Annotated in this window: 16 protein-coding genes and 1 pseudogene; 6 read left to right on the top strand and 11 right to left on the bottom strand. The window is 39.4% G+C overall.

The genetic code is table 11. From position 1 onward, the window contains the following. Nucleotides 1–232 precede the first annotated feature (232 nt). Together WAX86_RS06405 and WAX86_RS06400 are read left to right on the top strand one after the other, a co-directional pair. A complete protein-coding gene (locus WAX86_RS06405) occupies nt 233–1,303 on the top strand; it encodes a DUF3800 domain-containing protein (protein ID WP_341489295.1) in 1,071 nt (356 codons plus the stop codon). Between the two features lie 154 nt (nt 1,304–1,457). After that, nucleotides 1,458–2,510 (top strand): hypothetical protein, encoded by a 1,053-nt coding sequence (locus WAX86_RS06400; RefSeq protein ID WP_341489294.1) that lies wholly within the window; start codon nt 1,458–1,460, stop codon nt 2,508–2,510. Between the two features lie 192 nt (nt 2,511–2,702). Here WAX86_RS06400 and WAX86_RS06395 read toward each other — a convergent pair. The 5 genes and pseudogenes from WAX86_RS06395 to WAX86_RS06375 form a co-directional block, all read right to left on the bottom strand. After that, nucleotides 2,703–3,299: pseudogene (locus tag WAX86_RS06395) on the bottom strand (tyrosine-type recombinase/integrase). 295 nt (nt 3,300–3,594) lie between these two features. Next, nucleotides 3,595–3,966 (bottom strand): hypothetical protein, encoded by a 372-nt coding sequence (locus WAX86_RS06390; protein ID WP_341489293.1) that lies wholly within the window; start codon nt 3,964–3,966, stop codon nt 3,595–3,597. 12 nt (nt 3,967–3,978) lie between these two features. After that, the gene (locus WAX86_RS06385; protein WP_341489292.1) at nt 3,979–4,281 is read right to left on the bottom strand and encodes a hypothetical protein; all 303 of its coding nucleotides are present in this window, start codon (nt 4,279–4,281) and stop codon (nt 3,979–3,981) included. A gap of 537 nt (nt 4,282–4,818) precedes the next feature. Beyond that, nucleotides 4,819–5,577 carry a hypothetical protein gene (locus WAX86_RS06380; protein WP_341489291.1) on the bottom strand — a complete coding sequence of 253 codons (759 nt, stop codon included), beginning with the start codon at nt 5,575–5,577 and terminating at the stop codon, nt 4,819–4,821. A gap of 147 nt (nt 5,578–5,724) precedes the next feature. Next, the gene (locus tag WAX86_RS06375) at nt 5,725–6,102 is read right to left on the bottom strand and encodes a hypothetical protein (protein WP_136038964.1); all 378 of its coding nucleotides are present in this window, start codon (nt 6,100–6,102) and stop codon (nt 5,725–5,727) included. Nucleotides 6,103–6,431: 329 nt separating this feature from the next. On the opposite strand from WAX86_RS06375, the gene WAX86_RS06370 reads away from it, so the two are divergent. Then, nucleotides 6,432–6,965 (top strand): dihydrofolate reductase family protein, encoded by a 534-nt coding sequence (locus WAX86_RS06370; RefSeq protein WP_044175803.1) that lies wholly within the window; start codon nt 6,432–6,434, stop codon nt 6,963–6,965. Between the two features lie 79 nt (nt 6,966–7,044). Here the strand turns inward: WAX86_RS06370 and WAX86_RS06365 are convergent, their stop codons facing one another. The 5 genes from WAX86_RS06365 to WAX86_RS06345 all read right to left on the bottom strand — a co-directional run bounded on the left by WAX86_RS06365 (nt 7,045) and on the right by WAX86_RS06345 (nt 13,389). Continuing rightward, entirely contained in the window at nt 7,045–7,899 is an 855-nt protein-coding gene (locus WAX86_RS06365) for a TPR end-of-group domain-containing protein (RefSeq protein WP_341489290.1), read from the bottom strand. Between the two features lie 469 nt (nt 7,900–8,368). Next, nucleotides 8,369–9,466, bottom strand: a complete 1,098-nt coding sequence (locus tag WAX86_RS06360; RefSeq protein WP_044175805.1) for an ABC transporter permease — start codon at nt 9,464–9,466, stop codon at nt 8,369–8,371. After that, the gene (locus WAX86_RS06355; RefSeq protein ID WP_065172381.1) at nt 9,466–10,392 is read right to left on the bottom strand and encodes an ABC transporter ATP-binding protein; all 927 of its coding nucleotides are present in this window, start codon (nt 10,390–10,392) and stop codon (nt 9,466–9,468) included. Before WAX86_RS06355 ends, WAX86_RS06360 begins: the two co-directional genes overlap by 1 nt. Continuing rightward, nucleotides 10,385–11,344, bottom strand: a complete 960-nt coding sequence (locus WAX86_RS06350; RefSeq protein ID WP_341489289.1) for an HlyD family efflux transporter periplasmic adaptor subunit — start codon at nt 11,342–11,344, stop codon at nt 10,385–10,387. Before WAX86_RS06350 ends, WAX86_RS06355 begins: the two co-directional genes overlap by 8 nt. A gap of 143 nt (nt 11,345–11,487) precedes the next feature. After that, nucleotides 11,488–13,389: an MFS transporter gene (locus WAX86_RS06345; RefSeq protein WP_284631352.1), complete on the bottom strand. Its 1,902-nt coding sequence runs from the start codon at nt 13,387–13,389 to the stop codon at nt 11,488–11,490. A 353-nt stretch (nt 13,390–13,742) separates the two neighbouring features. On the opposite strand from WAX86_RS06345, the gene WAX86_RS06340 reads away from it, so the two are divergent. From WAX86_RS06340 to WAX86_RS06330, 3 genes are all read left to right on the top strand, one after another. After that, nucleotides 13,743–14,141, top strand: coding sequence for a DUF6404 family protein (locus WAX86_RS06340; protein WP_069530281.1), 399 nt, complete (start codon nt 13,743–13,745; stop codon nt 14,139–14,141). Between the two features lie 270 nt (nt 14,142–14,411). Continuing rightward, a complete protein-coding gene (locus WAX86_RS06335) occupies nt 14,412–14,591 on the top strand; it encodes a hypothetical protein (RefSeq protein WP_044175811.1) in 180 nt (59 codons plus the stop codon). Further along, complete coding sequence (locus tag WAX86_RS06330; protein ID WP_341489288.1) at nt 14,591–15,805, top strand: MFS transporter; 1,215 nt, start codon at nt 14,591–14,593, stop codon at nt 15,803–15,805. The genes WAX86_RS06335 and WAX86_RS06330 overlap by 1 nt, the downstream gene beginning before the upstream one ends. Nucleotides 15,806–15,959: 154 nt before the next feature. On the opposite strand, the gene htpX is transcribed toward WAX86_RS06330, so the two are convergent. Continuing rightward, nucleotides 15,960–16,841, bottom strand: coding sequence for a protease HtpX (gene htpX / locus WAX86_RS06325; protein ID WP_065172376.1), 882 nt, complete (start codon nt 16,839–16,841; stop codon nt 15,960–15,962). Nucleotides 16,842–16,869: the final 28 nt, after the last annotated feature.

Raw genomic sequence — 16,869 nt, 5'->3', positions numbered from 1 at the left:
ACTCATTTGTGGACAGAATGGACAGAAACATGTCAGTGATTTTGCTAATTTAGCAAGCAATAAATTAGCTCAGGTATTGTAAGGCTCTTATTAGTTGGTCAAAATCACAAAGCCAGTACACATCAAACCAACTTCTGGTAGTGAGCTTAAGTATACTGATAGGTTTCTTGCCATGTACATGACAAGAAACCTAAATTCGAGGTCGTGAACAAGTTAACATAAGGAAATAACATTGAAACTTGTAGTAAACGCAGATACTTCTAAATCAATCTACCTTGATGAACGAGGAGATAGAAATCCTCATGCTAAAAGTAATTTAGATTACTTCTTTATTGGTGGTATAGAAGTCCTCAATAGTAAGAAGCAGGAAATTGCAGGCTTTGTCAGAGAGTTTAAAGCTGCTCTTTATCCTGACCAAGATCCAAGTACGTGGGAACTTAAAGGCGCTAGTTCTCCATCGTTCATTTCAGAACCTAGTTTTTCCAAAGAAGAAAATGGGAAATTGCATAAGCAAGCAGCTAAAAGGAAATGGCTACTCTGGGCTAAAGCATTGCAAAATATAGGTTTGGACTACCATTTACACGGATGCTTTATCAAACTCTCTGACTTTTTGCGAGCTAATCCTAAATGTACAGAGAAGGATGTAATCAAGTCAGCCTTCATTAACGTTGCCTATAAATTTGTGAACTTTAGTTGCGTTGATCAACTATATCCATTCGATGAGCGTTGGGATTATATGCTCTCTCCAAGCGCCTTCTACTTTGATAATGTTACAAATCTACAAGAACAATCGATTCTTGAAGCCTTTAAAGAATATCCCGAACACTATCCTCACATTGCTAATGGTTTTTGCGTTGATAACAACTTAAATTTCATCACAAATGAAAATTACGATGATAATGATGAGTTAATAATGCAGTTTATTGATATGCAAATATACGCTTTAACTCGCATGCTATGCCCAGTAAGAGTTAAGGATAAGAATACTTCGAATATTCTCATCAACTTTGAGGAATACGTTTATATTCTACCTAAATTGCAATCAGGTGAACTTAAACTACCAACTGAAGAACTCAAAGATATTGTTGAACTGTATTATGGTATATGCCCTATTTTTGGTGATTTAAGAAATAGATTTCACCGTTACGGCTGGCTAAGAGGACAACAAGCTACGTCGCTATCGCTCATCGCAGAAAAAGTACATGAGGATTTTGGTTTCGAAGCTCATATTGATATCGCACACTTTACCTGTTTGAAAATCCCAGATGGTGAAATTTACAAAATCCTAAACAGGCCTGCATAAAGGGCTAAAGTGAGCCAGCGGCAATCTCACTAACTCGACGTTGGGCATTTTGCGTATTAGAGGTTTTGCTAAATTGGTTGACGCTAGTAATAGTTTTTAGCGACGTAGGATGATGATGCTCATATAATAACCTTGTTGCTTATAAGGAGTATACATGAGTTCACCTATTCTAGAATCATTACCTGCTATTCACGTAACAGTTGTGGGTATCTTTGCTGCTATAGTTTCAGCATTTGCTGTTTGGGCGTTTCAAAAACTATATGAGGCAGAAGATAAGCTAAAGAAAGCTCTAACTGAAGCTAAGGAGCGAAGCACGCTGTCATCAACAGTAGTTATTGGAGGGAACAAAAATAACTTACTAACAGAAGATGGCTTACTGGACTGGGAAGGTGTCGGTAAACACTTATTGTGGCGAAATAAGTCTCTATTTTCTCATTTAGATAACAAAGCTAAATACGGTTTAAATGATCGACATCATCGTGAACCAACAGAGCAAGAAATACTTCAAGCAGGTGATGAGCTACTGAACTTATTTCATCATTTTTTCAATACCTACCCGTTCACAGGTAGATCAATGGTACATATTGAAGGAGTAACCAATAAGGTTGAGGAGCAAAAGAAACGTCCTTTTACCATAGAACAACTACAGCAAATAAGTAGTAGAGTGTCTTATGTTTGTTGGTGCTGGCAAACTAACCATCTATCTATACTTGAGTTATTTAAACGCTACACAGCTATTAAGCAAGCAAAAGAAATTGAGGAAAGAGATAAAACCCTCAACGAAATGCTTCGTACTATGCCTGATGATGTAGTAGCTGACATGACTCAACGTCACTATGACTTTCCACTTACACATACAAACTATGTGGATATAGCGACTCACTTCTTTGAGAGAGTTCACGAGTATCAAATGAGTGTAGTTCCAGTGCTAACGGAAGTACTTAATGAGTATAAAGTGCACAAAGAGCGTTTCCGTATAGAGGAACGTGGTCTTGTGTTCATTAAGTTTACTACTTTCATTCTTTTATGTGGTGTCTGCTTGCCGTTGGTGTTGCTTGAGTGGTTGAACAGTGCAGAGTACTTCAACTGGCATAGCTTTGCTTGGGGATATGTAGAGCACTTTATTTTACTTAGTACTATGACACCTTATTTCTATGCAGCCTATAAAGTGCACGGATGGTTAAAGCGAGGCACGTCTGTCGAGTAGAGAGGATTAATACAAACTTGGACGGATATTAACAAAGAAATATGACTGTTCTTCTCTCGATTAAGTAGACGCGTTACAGATATGAGAAAAACTTGGTCAAATTCCAGATTGGTGAAATGAGATGTTAATCAGTCTAAACAAAGAATGGGGCACAGGCTTTTCAGAGGAAAAGCCTGTAGCAGATCCCGCCTGTCAGCAGTCTGTTTTCTCAGATAACCTCAGAGCGTCTTCTAGCTCAACGCCAAGGTATCGAATTGTGTTATCTAGCTTCGAATGTCCAAGTAAGATCTGTACAGCCCTGATGTTTTTCGTTCTAGCATAGATTAAAGTGGCTTTAGTACGACGCATGGAATGAGTGCCGTAATAGTCAGCATTCAATCCCAGTTTTTCAGCCCAGTTTCTGATAATTGAGCGATAGAATGAGTAGCTGATAGGCTGCCCTTTGCGGCGACAACTTGGAAATAAAAAGCTACTTGTATCTAGGGAAGCAGAGTAAACCCACCGACTAATACTCTGTTGTGTTCTCGGAGTAATCTCATAGTGTACATCTGTACCTGTTTTTTGCTGGGTGCATTGAACCCTCTCATAGATCACTCCTTGCGAAGAAACATCATATACGTGCAGCTTTAGTAGATCACTCGCCCTCAACTTGCTATCAATGGCTAGGTTCAATAGTGCAAGTTGCATTAGGTCGTTTTCAAGCTCTAGCCTAGTTCTGATTCGCTAAATCTCTTCCAACTTGAATGGTCTTTTTATCCCGCTGCATTTTCCTGATGATAACTTTCTCATGTTGACCTCCTCTTAGGTGTTATTGGTCAACATAAAGTCTGGTTATTGACTACAACAGTTGTAGCAGTTTCGATTACTGTCGTTCAGGACGTGCAATAACGCCCATGGACAAAACTTTGTTAGATAGCCAGCTCTATTCAGAGCTGGTTGATATTAGGAAAAGTATTGGTAACTTCTTCACAAAGTACCTTTAGGGTACAAAAAGACCGCCACTGTGGGCGGTCATTTAACAATAAAGCTATTTATGCGTACTGGATATTAAATATATAAAAATTAGAAAACCAATTTTTAAATATTAATCATGTTTAATAGCTTCTTTTATCTTGTTGAATCCCAGTTTACCTGATGCTAAAACAGCACCAATAATAGTAGCTTTAACACTACTTGCTAGTGTCGCAAACATAGCAGTGTCAGATAGCCATGTACTATCTATGTTCTCAAACTCACCTTTATTATTTAAAATGGTTGAAATAATAAAATTAACTTGCTCTTCAGTAAGAGCGTCAATAGGAATTCCCATTTCACTAAGAGCATTCATTCCTGCTTGATTACCCTCCAAATGAATACGAGGACAATTCCTTGCTTTTATAAATTGATCAGATGTTGTTTTGTTATCTTTTAAAATAGCATCATCACAACCTTCTAAATCAAACATTGGTCCACTCATATAAATAAATCCTTAAGTAATAGGGTTATAATTAAATACATTCAGATATAAAACTGTATATCTATTGATCAAAGAGCAATTTGTCGAACTCATTAATGTCGCTTTTGAAGAATGATTGCTATGACTACAATACTGTGCTTTTAGATTTGTAACATTTCTACCTTTAACTCCTGTACGGCAATCATTTAAATGATTTGATGTTAGTTCGACTCCATTAGAATTTGCTATATCAATTCCGACATCAAACCCTGAAATATAATTATCACCTAGATATATATTCGAACAACCATCAATTTTTATAGCACAAGAAGACATCAAATAACCTCAAGAAAACATAAGCAATAAATTGCATTTGAGTATATTAAAAAAACTGCTTAATTAGCCATACTTAACATGACTATCATTGATATAAATATCAAAAAAATTAGTCTTTTATGCAAAATTTCCCTACGGAAGGCTTTAAAAATTAAATACCGTTCATGCCATGAAAAATAGTTCTATTTAACAGTAAGCATCTTTCACGAACTTCGTGATCGAAGCTCAAGACAATTGTACAATAAAGCATGCATTTTCATAATAAAAGCATATAAAACAAGTACAAATTTAACATTATAATTTTGTTAAAGATGTTGCTGGTTTCAGAATGTTCAATATGGGCGGTGTTTGTGAATTAGAGCACCAAAAGTGACGCTTAAATAATAGATTTAATTAACCTAATAAAGCTAATCCAAAACCGCGTTAATACGATATGAATGAGTAAAAGGTCTAACGCATAAAGGGGCAGAAGTTTGTTAGACAGCCTGCTCTATTTAGATTTGTAGGCATTAACTGTGTGACACATATCCTTCTTTATCAGTTACGCATTTCTTCTACCTTAACGCGTTCTCTTTCTAAGCGCTCTTTCTTGAAGTTCTCACACTTTAACTTAAGGAATGAATCAGGATTGAGCTTACAATGATAGTGATGATGTTCTTTCTGTAAATTCTCTTTTTCCTCATCTAATTCCTTTTGAGATTTACTTTTCTTACCCCACAATTCAAGCCCTTTTTTTGTAGCCAAATACCAACTATATAGTAATGCTAATAAAGAAAAGAATGGACTTGACCAGCCTAAATACGCAATAAAGGCAGGAATCACACAAAACCAGAAAGTCATAAAAAACAATAGTAATTTTCGACCTTTTGCTTCTTCTTTTTGTTTTTCTATTATTTGCTCATAAGTTCTACTATTTAAATCGGAGTAAATGACTGCTAAAGTTTCTCTCGATAGGTCAAATTGCGGTTCTTGTGACTGAGGGTATTCATCCCAATATGCTATTACATCATTATCAGCAGCATAACCAAGCAAAAAATTGTGACCCACAATGTCTTTGGTTCTCCAATCAGTTTGAGTAAAGTTTTTTACAACAACCATAACTGGAGCTGCGTATCGTTTTGCCCAAATACCCAGCTCATGTTCAGCAATCCTTTTTATTTCAGAAACTAATTCTTGTTCATAAATATGAATTTTTAACATAGCAAAGTCTTGACCTGTAAATACAGGGCTATAGACAACAAAATAGCCACACCTCTTTTCTTCGGTATCTTCGTACCGGATCCAACTTTCTTCCATATGTTCTCTATTTTTGCACAACTAACACTTTGTTAAGAGGCGAGGCATACAATACCGAAGCCACCGCATACCATCTTAAACACCAAACACAACTCATAGTAAAAATGCTACACATTAGAAAGCTGCCCTAAACAGGTTGTTAGCTGCTTAATATACTTTGCTCAGGCCCTTGCGCCACTCAGGTTGACTGTCCTCAAATGCCCAGTACGTTTCCATTCTATCTATTTTATTAGATGTAAATGTAAAAATACTTGTAGCATAAAAACTATTCGGACAAGACGGGCTCGCTACATAAACAATACTTATAACTTTATTCGAATCTGTACTTTCAATGTGCCTAACATCAAACGTCCAATCCTTTCCAAAAACCTCATTTACAGCAATAAACTCTTCCACGCTTTCATAGTATTCTCGGCTTGTTGGCCAGATAACTTGCAGTTTGTCGCTAAATAATGATTTAGAACCTTGATAGTCACCGGAGCTAAATTTTGACCACAGACTCTTTACAATTTCAATCTGATTCACATTATTTTCCTTGTTACGAAAACTCTGATGACTTTGTATTAATAAGAATTCTTACCTTCACATAAAAAAGGCCTTAAAATCTCTACAATAATAATCAATTTAATTCATAAGTATCATGACGTTGATAGCATTTTTTATCTTCCACTTCTTTTTACAATTAAGCTGCCACACTCCCCCTATACTCCAACAATGTAGCGACAAATAAACACCAAACCTCACCCACATGCGCCCTAGCTCTACATCAAAAACACCGATAGATGACAAACTAAAGGCAGTTAAACGATAATATGTCGCTTGTTTATAAATCCCCCACTACAAATGGAGTTATCATGCCAAATATCGTCTACATTGCCACCAGCCTTGATGGTTACATCGCAGATAAGAATAACCAGCTAGATTGGCTCCATGATGTCCCAAATCCTGACGGTTCAGACTTTGGTTTTGCCGAATTTATGGATCGTGTGGATGCATTGATTATGGGTAGGAATACTGTAGATATGGTATTGAGTTTTGATTGTGAATGGCCTTACTCAAAACCTGTTTATGTACTAAGCAACACAATGAAAACAGTACCAGCAGGTTACGAAGATAAAATTTATTTGGTCAATGGAGAGCTACCGACTATCGTCGAAGAACTACAGCAAAAAGGGTTAACCACTTTGTATATTGATGGTGGCAAAACCATTCAAAGCTTCTTACAGCAAGATATGATCGATGAACTGATCATCACCACAATTCCAACCATTTTAGGCGGTGGAATTCCCCTATTTGGTGAACTGGATAAGCCACTTAAGTTTAAGCATATTAAGGCAGAGCAACTTGCAGGCTGTTTAGTTAAAAATACTTATCTACGTAGCAAATAAATAAAAATGGCTGGTTTGGATATAACTCCATAACCAGCCACTCTATATACCTCTATATATCAAGAACAAAGAAGATTCGTTACTCGGCAAAAATCAATAGGGCCTCAAAACGTTCATTGCCGTGTAAATTTTCAAAATCTGGCTCATCAGATGCAGAATCGCGAAGTGATGCACTTTCGTTGATAGCTCGCTCTAAATCTGAAATAGCCTGCTCTTCTGCCCCTAAACATGCATAGGCACAAGCCCGTTGATAAAGCGCTTGAGCATTGGTGTCATCCACTTCCAGCACTCGATTACACAAACTTAACGCCCAACGATATTCTTTTGCTGCCATCGCAGCATCGGCTTTATAAGTTAGCGCTTCTAAGTCACCAGGACGAATTTTAAGGATCTCATCATAGATTTCCATCTGCTGCTCTGGTGTCTGCGCATTCTGAGCACGTAACCATAAGTTATGGACTTCATTGATGATTTCAATTTCTCGGTTATTTTCCGTAATAATGCGGGTTTTACGCTTTAAATCTCGCTCTAATGCACGGAATTTCATTTCATACTGCTCAGTGATCTCTTGCAGCTGTTTATCCGCCATTTCTTTTGTGTTCGTTTTAATTTCTTTTAATGACTGCCAGCCAACAAGTGCGATCAACGAGGCAACGCCTGCAATAATATAAAAGAAATACGTCACAGTCACATTGGCGTAGTTCATTGACTTATCAGCAACCGTCAACTCACGATCGGTAATTTCTTTGATGAGTCGGCGTTCTAAATCCTGTTGATCTGTACGTAATGACTTCAATTCATCAAGAACATATCGCTCCATTAACGGCTTTTCATAAATACTTTTCTGCGAATACGGTACTTCTGATGGTGTATCAGCAAATACTTGGCAAGAAAAAAGCAAAAAAATCACTAACCAAAACCTATTTCTTACCATTATTAACCCCTAAATATACCGCCAAACAATCATTAGAACTCTAACGATAACAGAATCATAGTATAAAAATCCAATGAATATGAAATTTGATGCGATTTAATAAAACGGAGAATAATAAAGATTAGCCCACAAATTTTGTGGATTTTCTAGATAGATCTAATTTACAACAAAAATATAACAAATTTGATTGCCATCTGATGGGAATCCGTAATACTTATTAAGTCGATATGACACAAGGCATGACTCTCATTGAAAGGAATTAAGGGGAGACTATGGAAAAGAAGCCTGATAAACATTTATGGATGATCCCTACAGGAGTAAGCCTTTTACTCGCCGTTTTAGGTTTTGTGATCCTTCATCCAATGATCAATTAAGTACACAAAAGTACATGGAAGCAAATAAACAAACAGCCAATTATCGGATATGATGATTGGCTGTTTTCTCTTCAACTGACTCTGCCTTACTTCATTTAATCAAGGGATTTTTTAAATCGTAATGAGGCAACCAGCAGTCCAAGGCAAGTGAATCCCAATAGCCATAATGCATCACGCCATAAATCGACCACTTCAGCCCCTCGCAACACAATACCGCGAATCATACGCATAAAGTGTGTTGCAGGCAGAATCTCTGAAATCCACTGCGCAGCAACAGGCATACCTTCATACGGGAACATAAAGCCGGATAACAAAATAGATGGAAGTAAGATAAACACCGTCATTTGCATCGCTTGCAGCTGAGTTTTCGCAATGGTTGAGATCACCAAACCAAGGGTGAGACTTGCGGCAATAAACAGCAAGGTTCCAATAAATATCTGACCAAGTCCACCGTTGATAGGCACATCAAAAATAAAATAGCCAAGCCCTAAAATAATCACAACTTGAATCAAACCAACAAAGATATAGGGAATGATTTTGGCAACCATCAACTCCAAAGAGTGAACTGGGGTTGTGATCAGTAATTCGAGATTACCCCTTTCACGCTCACGCACAATCGCCGCCGAGGTAAATAAGATCATCGTCATCGTTAAAATAACCCCAAGCAAACCTGGCACAATATTGACAGCAGAACGGCGTTCAGGGTTAAAAAATAGTGCGACATCAAAGCTTTTTCTGTTCGCACTTTGATAATGACTGCTGATTGGCAACGGCATATTACTTAGCTGCATTAAAGCACTACTGATCATAGTGTCTGAACCATCGACCAGCCACTGACCTACCGTTAAGCGATTTTCCATACGATTAGCAAGATCAGCAGGCAAAATTAATGCAGCACGAACCCGACCATCAACAATCGCTTGCTCTGCTTGTTTTGGTGTTAACAAATACTCTTGCACAGCGATAACTTGAGTGGCTTTAATCGATTGCACCACTTCACGACCAAGAACAGACTGGCTTTGATCAACAACCGCTACGGGAATATTGCGAACATCCGTATTAATGGCGTAACCAAATAACAGTAACTGAATCAGTGGGATCATCACCACCATACCAAATGTGATCCTGTCACGTGATAGCTGACGGACTTCTTTTAGCATTATGGCTTTGATTCGATAGAGACTCTGTAACATTACTGCCTCCCTGAACCTGTACTGGTCACAAAAACATCTTCAAGGCTGGGTCTGGCAAGCGTAATTTCTGCTTGTTGCAACTGAGGAAACTGCTGTTTTAACCAACCAATGGGATCGCTGACACTGTTATTAATTAATACCCTTAAGCGGATACCAAGTTGAGCCGCTGAACGTACTTCTGCTTTTTGTAGGCAAAGCTCTTTAAGCTGGCGTAACCCCGGGGCTTTTACTTCCACCACAGTTACCCCCATTTGCGTCATTAGCTGCTCTGGTGAACCATCAGCACGCACCACGCCTGCTTCCATAATCGCGAGACCATGACAACGTTCGGCTTCATCCATATAGTGCGTTGTAACCAAAATGGTGGTGCCTTGATCCGAAAGATCAAATAGCTGCTCCCAGAATTCTCGACGATTCTCAGGATCCACCGCAGATGTGGGTTCATCTAACAACAATAACTTAGGGGAATGCATGGTCGCTGCTGCAAGTGCCAAACGTTGCTTTTGTCCCCCACTCATGCTGCCTGCTCGCTGCTTTGATTTAGTATCTAAACCGTAAGTCACCAGCTGTGAATCGAGTCTTTGCTTTAACGCTTTGGGGCCCATACCAAATATCTGACCTATAAATTGCAAATTCTCTTTTACTGTAAGATCTTCATATAAAGAGAATTTTTGTGTCATATAACCAAGTTGGAGCCGTAGCTTTTCTGCCTGTTTCGGGATCTCTAATCCTAACACTTCAACTTTTCCTGAGCTGGGTTGCAGCAAGCCAGTTAGCATTCGAAGTGTGGTTGATTTACCGCATCCATTAGGGCCAAGAAAGCCATAAATGCTTCCCTTTGGAACTTGAAGATTCAAATTATCAACCGCAGTGAAATCCCCAAATTGTTTTGTTAGCTCAGAGGCATAAATCGCAAGATCACTCATGAGGCATGTCCACTTGCGCTGGTACGCCAGAGGGAAGATCAACAGCATCAGCAGGAAGATCTATTTTAGCTAGATAGACTAAACGAGCCCGATCTTCAGCATTAAGCGCATAATAAGGGGTAAAGGTTGACTCTGTTGCAATCCAACGCAAAGTGCCCTGAAATGGCGTATCTAAGCCATCGACATGAACCGTTAGCTTATCACCGGCTTTTAAATGGACACGGTAAGGTTCTGGAATATAGACTTGCGCATAAGGAGCCGAATTAGCTTCAACAATTGCCACCACGCCATTAAGCGGCACACGAGAACCGACATGGTATGGCAGCGAATCAAGGATGCCGTCTCGGGTTGCAACCACGGTTAAGTCTGACAATTTTTGCTGCTGGAGAGCCACTTCTGCTTGAGAGGCTTTTAACGCTTGCTCTGCTTGAGCGATATCTTCAATACGAGTGCCTTGAACCAACTTATCTAATGTCTCTTGATTTGCTGCAACATCGGCAATGGCCGCAGACAACTGAGCTTGAGCATTATCTAAATCTGCTTGAGTCATCACTTTGCGTTTTACCAATTTAGCAACACGTTGAAAGTTCTGTTTTGCATCTTGTAAATTGGCTTGGCTTTTCGCTAAATGGGCTTGAGCGGTGGCAATATCTTCAGGACGCTCGCCATTTAATAACCGTTGCAAATACGCTTTGGCTTTTCCTTGTTCGGCGCGTGCTTTTTCTAATGCGGCTTTTTGCATCTGATTATCAAGCTGTACCAGAAGATCTCCAGCCTTAACCTTTTGCCCTTCTTGAATTGGCATTTGCCGAATAATTTCGTTTGATGTGGCAGTTAAACGGACAGTATCGCGCTCTAACGTGCCAAGCGCCTGATGTGAGGTAGAATCATTACATCCAACTATGGAAGCTAACGCCGAAATAGATAATATAAATGCTAAGTTCTTATACATAGCAACAACTCTTTTGTGAACTCTATACCTATAATAAATCCTTGTTAGATTAAATACATAGAGTAGGGCCACAAAAGAGTATATAAAATGCCATTTTCGAAATAACTTGTTGCTATTATTCAATCAAGCATCATAAATAAACGCTATTCTGGGGTAGAAAGCATATCCTGCTGTATAGATGGCTGACCATAAACCAGCTCTTGTACTATCTCTTGTAACATGGGAGCTGAAACATGCTGAGGAGCAACAGGTTTATCCACTACGATTTCTAACTTCGACCAAAAACGCTTAGGACGAGTCGTAAATGCGCGCCCACCTTCATGGCTGAAAAATGAACCCCATACGCCTTTAAGCCCCATCGGGATCACAGGTACGGGAGTTTGCTCTATAATTCGTTCAATACCACGACGAAACTCATTAAGCTCCCCACTCCAAGTCAACTTACCTTCAGGGAAAATACACACAATCTCCCCTGCTTCTAAATCTTCAGCAATAGTCTTAAACGCTTTTTTATAGATGCTTGGCGACTTACCCGCAGCACAAATTGGAATGGTTTTAGCCCAGCGGAAAAAATATTTCATAACAGGCATATTCGCGATGTCTTTATCCATCACAAAACGTACAGGTCGATTACAGGTTGCTGCAATTAATAACGCATCAACATAACTCACATGATTACAAACCAGTACCGCTGCACCTTCTGAGGGGATATTTTCGGTCCCTTTTACTTTGATGCGATACATAATGTGAGTTACAACCCACACCACAAAGCGAACAAGAAACTCTTGTACTTGAGCAAATACATAGAGAGTAACAAAAATATTCACTACCGCGACCACCAGCAGAAACTGAGGAATAGAGAGTTTAAACACACTGAGCATCAAAATAGAGACTGCGGCACTGAGCACCATAAAAAAGGCATTCATCACGTTGTTTGCTGCAATCACTTGGGCTCGGCTCTCTTTATCACTTCGCTCTTGGATCAAAGCATTTAGCGGTACGACATAAATGGCCGAAAATGCACTGATTAAGATAAGATCCATAACTAAACGGAGGTTATTAGTGATAAAACCCCAAACCGTCATAGAGTCAGAAATAGCAATGTGTTGAGCGGCAAAATAAAACTCGATACCAAAGATACTGATGCCTAACGCTCCAATCGGTATAATACCCAACTCAATGTGATGATTAGATAACTTTTCACAAGCTAATGATCCTAACGCAATACCAATCGAGAACAAGGTCAATAGCAAACTGACATACTTAGGTTCAGCACTTATGAACAATTTCGAAAAGTTTGGCAGTTGAGTCAGATAAGTCGCCCCTAAAAACCAAAACCAGCTGATCGCTAAAATTGATAGGAAAACCGTACGATTTGCTTTTGCCGCTTTATAGGTTTTTGTAACTTGAGTAATTGGATTCCAATTGATAACAAGGTTTGGATTATTTGCCGCAGCATACGGAATCGCACGACTGCTTAAGTACCCAAGTATTGACAAAATAACGACTGAACCGCCCGCTACCAAGGCCACGTTATGGGAGTATTCGAAAAGATATCCTGCATACAATGTACCGCCAAGAATCGCTATAAACGTACCCATTTCCACCAATGCGTTACCACCAACGATCTCTGTTTCTGATAGGTGTTGTGGCAAAAGTGCAAATTTCACAGGACCAAAGAAGGCTGATTGTGCGCCAGTTAAAAATAACGCTAACAACATAGCAGGAACCGATTGGAGCCAGAGTGCGCCCGCGGCAAAGGTCATAATCACAATCTCGCAGGCTTTAATGATTCGAATTAAACGAGATTTCTCATATTTATCTGCTAACTGTCCGCCAATGGGAGATAAGAGAAAAAAAGGCAGAATAAATAACCCGGCAGCGACATTGACTAACATCGTACTGTGTTGTTGAGAATACAGCGCAGAAAAGACCACAAACAGCAGCAAGATATTTTTGAATAAATTATCGTTAAAGGCACCTAATGCTTGAGTAAGAAAATAAGGCAGAAAGTGACCCTTTTTCATTAAGGAAAATTGACTCATGGCGAACCTACTTTTAATCGTTTTTTTATAGGATTTCGTTAATTATAAATAACAATCGAACAGCGTTCAATATTTAATTAAGAACAATAGATTTGATGGTTTGTATAAACGCTTTTTATTGTACCTAGCTGAAAATTTCAGGTAAAACGAATCCATATTTTGCTCATTACTCATCCTTGCTTTAGTTTAATCATTTTTATCGTGTGTTGCTTCTATTATTCACTGTAAAAACTGACTAATTGTTTGTTTTAATTTGAAAATTATAGCACTAATTAGATAAGACCTTAGTGAGTAGTAACACTTGATAATGAATAAACTGGGTATGATAAAACGGACTTTAAGGACTTATGTTTATGACGATAACCTCTATTTTTCAACAAAAACTCGATGCTGCCTACCAAGAACTTCAGCATTCAGGAATTCGCGAATCTAATTATAATCCACCAATATATCGTTTAGCTCGCAAATGTGGATTAGAAGTACCGCCCCCACATTACTGCTCTGCCCTATATACCTTCAGTTTTTCAGCGAGTTGGTTTGGATGTTTATTGGCTTTAATTATGCTTTTCACTAATTGGATGGAAGGTGGTATTAGCTTATTCTCAGCATTGGCGACATCTATTGCAGCTGGGATCATTTTTGGTGCATTGATGACACTTTATTATCAAACATCAGCTAAACGTCATCACCTATCACAATGGCAATCATTAACGCCAGTGAACACCACAACAGAGCACTCTATCGCTTCTTAGTTCATAGAGCACAACTTGAAGTCACTGATGGTCAACTTATATCTCTTGCCTGGTAAGCTGACCATTATTTCAATGATTATAATACGCGCTTATTTGCTCAATTCGGCTTATATTCACTCTACATGCAAAATTTGCATAAATATAGTGAATATTATTCATTTGCCTCATCCCCCTCTTTTCTCTAGTATCCGCGCTCTTTTCATTCTTGGCCGATAAAGCCAAATTGTTCATCGCTTATCTATTATGTTGAGCGATATGTTAAGGCACTAAATGTTTTCACAATCTCTTCCAGCACAGCTTATTCGTATGAGTTTACTGCTGGTTCTGACCCTTTTTGGTGTCCACAATTGTCAACCTTTGCTGGATGCCTTAGCGCATAACGCAACCAGTGGCGGCTGCCATCAACAAAATACAACCGATAATCATCACCACCATAAAGAGCACCATTAATGAGTATTTTCCGTTTTCCATTATTAGTTTGGATGGGCATTGGAATTTTAATTATTAGTCTAGGGATCAGACAGTCATTCGGTATTTTCATGATGCCGATCTCCGATACATTTCATACTGGCCGTGAGTTTTTCAGTTTAGCCATTGCGCTCCAAAACTTACTCTTTGGCCTATTCCAACCCTTTGTTGGCATGGCGGCTGACCGCTTTGGTGCAAGACGTATCATCATTGTGGGTGCGATTGCCTATGGTGCGGGCTTATACTTAACCTCTCTAGCTGCAACGCCAAGTGTGCTGTATTTAACAATCGGTGCTTTAATCGGCCTAGGTCTTAGCGCAACAAGTTATGTGATTATTTTGGGGGCCGTTGCTCGTGTTGTACCTGCCGAGCACACGGCAAAAGCGTTTGGCCTGACTACCGCAGCAGGATCTTTTGGTATGTTTGCCGTCATTCCTGGAGCACAAGCTTTATTACGTAATTTTGATTGGCAAACAGCAATGCAAATTTTTGCCATAATTTGCTGTGTAATGATCGCATTTGCAGGGTTTATTAAATCTCAAAAAGCCACATCAGATGCCCCATCACAGGTTGATGATAGCCAAACCTTATCGGAAGCGTTACAAGAAGCATTTCGTAACCGCAATTATTGGCTGATCCACGCCGGCTTTTTTGTTTGCGGTTTCCAAGTGATGTTTATTGCCACTCACCTACCAAGCTATCTCGGTGATAAAGGATTACCGGGCAATACCGCAGCCATGGCACTGGCTTATGTTGGTGTATTTAATATCTTTGGCTCATACTTTTGGGGCTTGATGGGTGATAGATTTGATAAACGTTATGTGATGTCTTCTCTATATCTAATGCGTACGGTGATCATTGCTGCATTTGTGACCTTTCCTGTTACTGTTAATACCGCTTCGATTTTTGGTGCTGCGATTGGTTTCTGCTGGCTTGGTACTGTACCGTTAACTTCCGGTCTAGTTCGTCAAATCTTTGGGGCTCGTTACTTATCAACGCTCTATGGCTTGGTTTTCTTCACTCACCAAGTAGGCAGTTTCTTAGGGGCTTGGGTCGGCGGTCGTATTTTCGATTATTATCATAGCTATACTCCAATTTGGTGGACTACTGTTGTTATGGCACTTATTGCCGCACTGCTGCATTTACCAATTAATGATAAGCCTGTACCTCGTCTGATTGCACAACACGCTTCTTAATTAATCAGCAAGTAAAAATCAGACAACAAAAAGCCCCAATAACCACAGAACAGTCTGAGTTATTGGGGCTTTTTCATGACGCTTACTTATCTAGTGCAATAAGTGCTTATGTGATAACACCAAGAGTGTATCTAAAATTATAAGCACTCAAAGATTATAGATGCTCACCAGTACGAAGCGCTTCAATACGCTTTTCTAGCGGTGGGTGAGTCATAAACAATTCAGACAATGATTTCTTACCATTGATACCAAATGCCATCATAGAACCTTCCAAATGAGGCTCTTCATGACTCATCTTCAAGCGCTCAAGTGCTGCAATCATCTTCTGCTTACCAACCAAATGAGCAGAGCCTGCATCGGCCTTAAATTCACGATGACGGCTATACCACATGGTTAAGATGCTTGCTAAGAAGCCAAACAATACTTCCATGATAGAAGAAACGATGAAGTACGTCATATAGCTTCCGCCTTCCCCTTCTTCATCGTTATTGTTCACACCACTAATAGCACCAGCAACCAAACGAGAAATAAAGATGACAAAGGTGTTCACCACGCCTTGCATCAAGGTCATCGTAACCATATCACCGTTTGAAATATGGCTAATTTCGTGAGCCAATACAGCTTCTGCTTCATCACGAGTCATGCTGTGCAATAAGCCAGTTGAAACAGCAACGAGTGCATCATCACGTTTCGCACCGGTTGCAAACGCATTAATATCGTGAGCATCGTAAATCGCCACTGTAGGCATACCAATACCGGCTTGCTGCGCTTGACGAGCAACAGTTTCCATTAACCAATGCTCAGTTTCATTACGAGGATGTTCGATTACCATACCACCCACTGAACGTAAAGCCATCGACTTTGACATCATCAGTGAGATCAGCGAGCCACCAAAACCAAATAGTGCCGCCATCACCAACAAGCCACCCATGCTTGTTGATTGAATGCCTGTTACCGCAAAAATAATGTTCAATACAATGCTAAATACCAGCATTACAGCAAGGTTAGTTGCCAAGAACAGTAGAATACGCTTCATATCTTTCTTTATCTCCAGTGCAGAAGCT

This window comes from Photobacterium damselae subsp. damselae (assembly GCF_038086725.1).
Lineage (GTDB): Bacteria > Pseudomonadota > Gammaproteobacteria > Enterobacterales > Vibrionaceae > Photobacterium > Photobacterium damselae.
The sequence above is the reverse complement of the archived record's forward strand: the minus strand, read 5'-3'. Positions and strand labels throughout refer to the sequence as shown.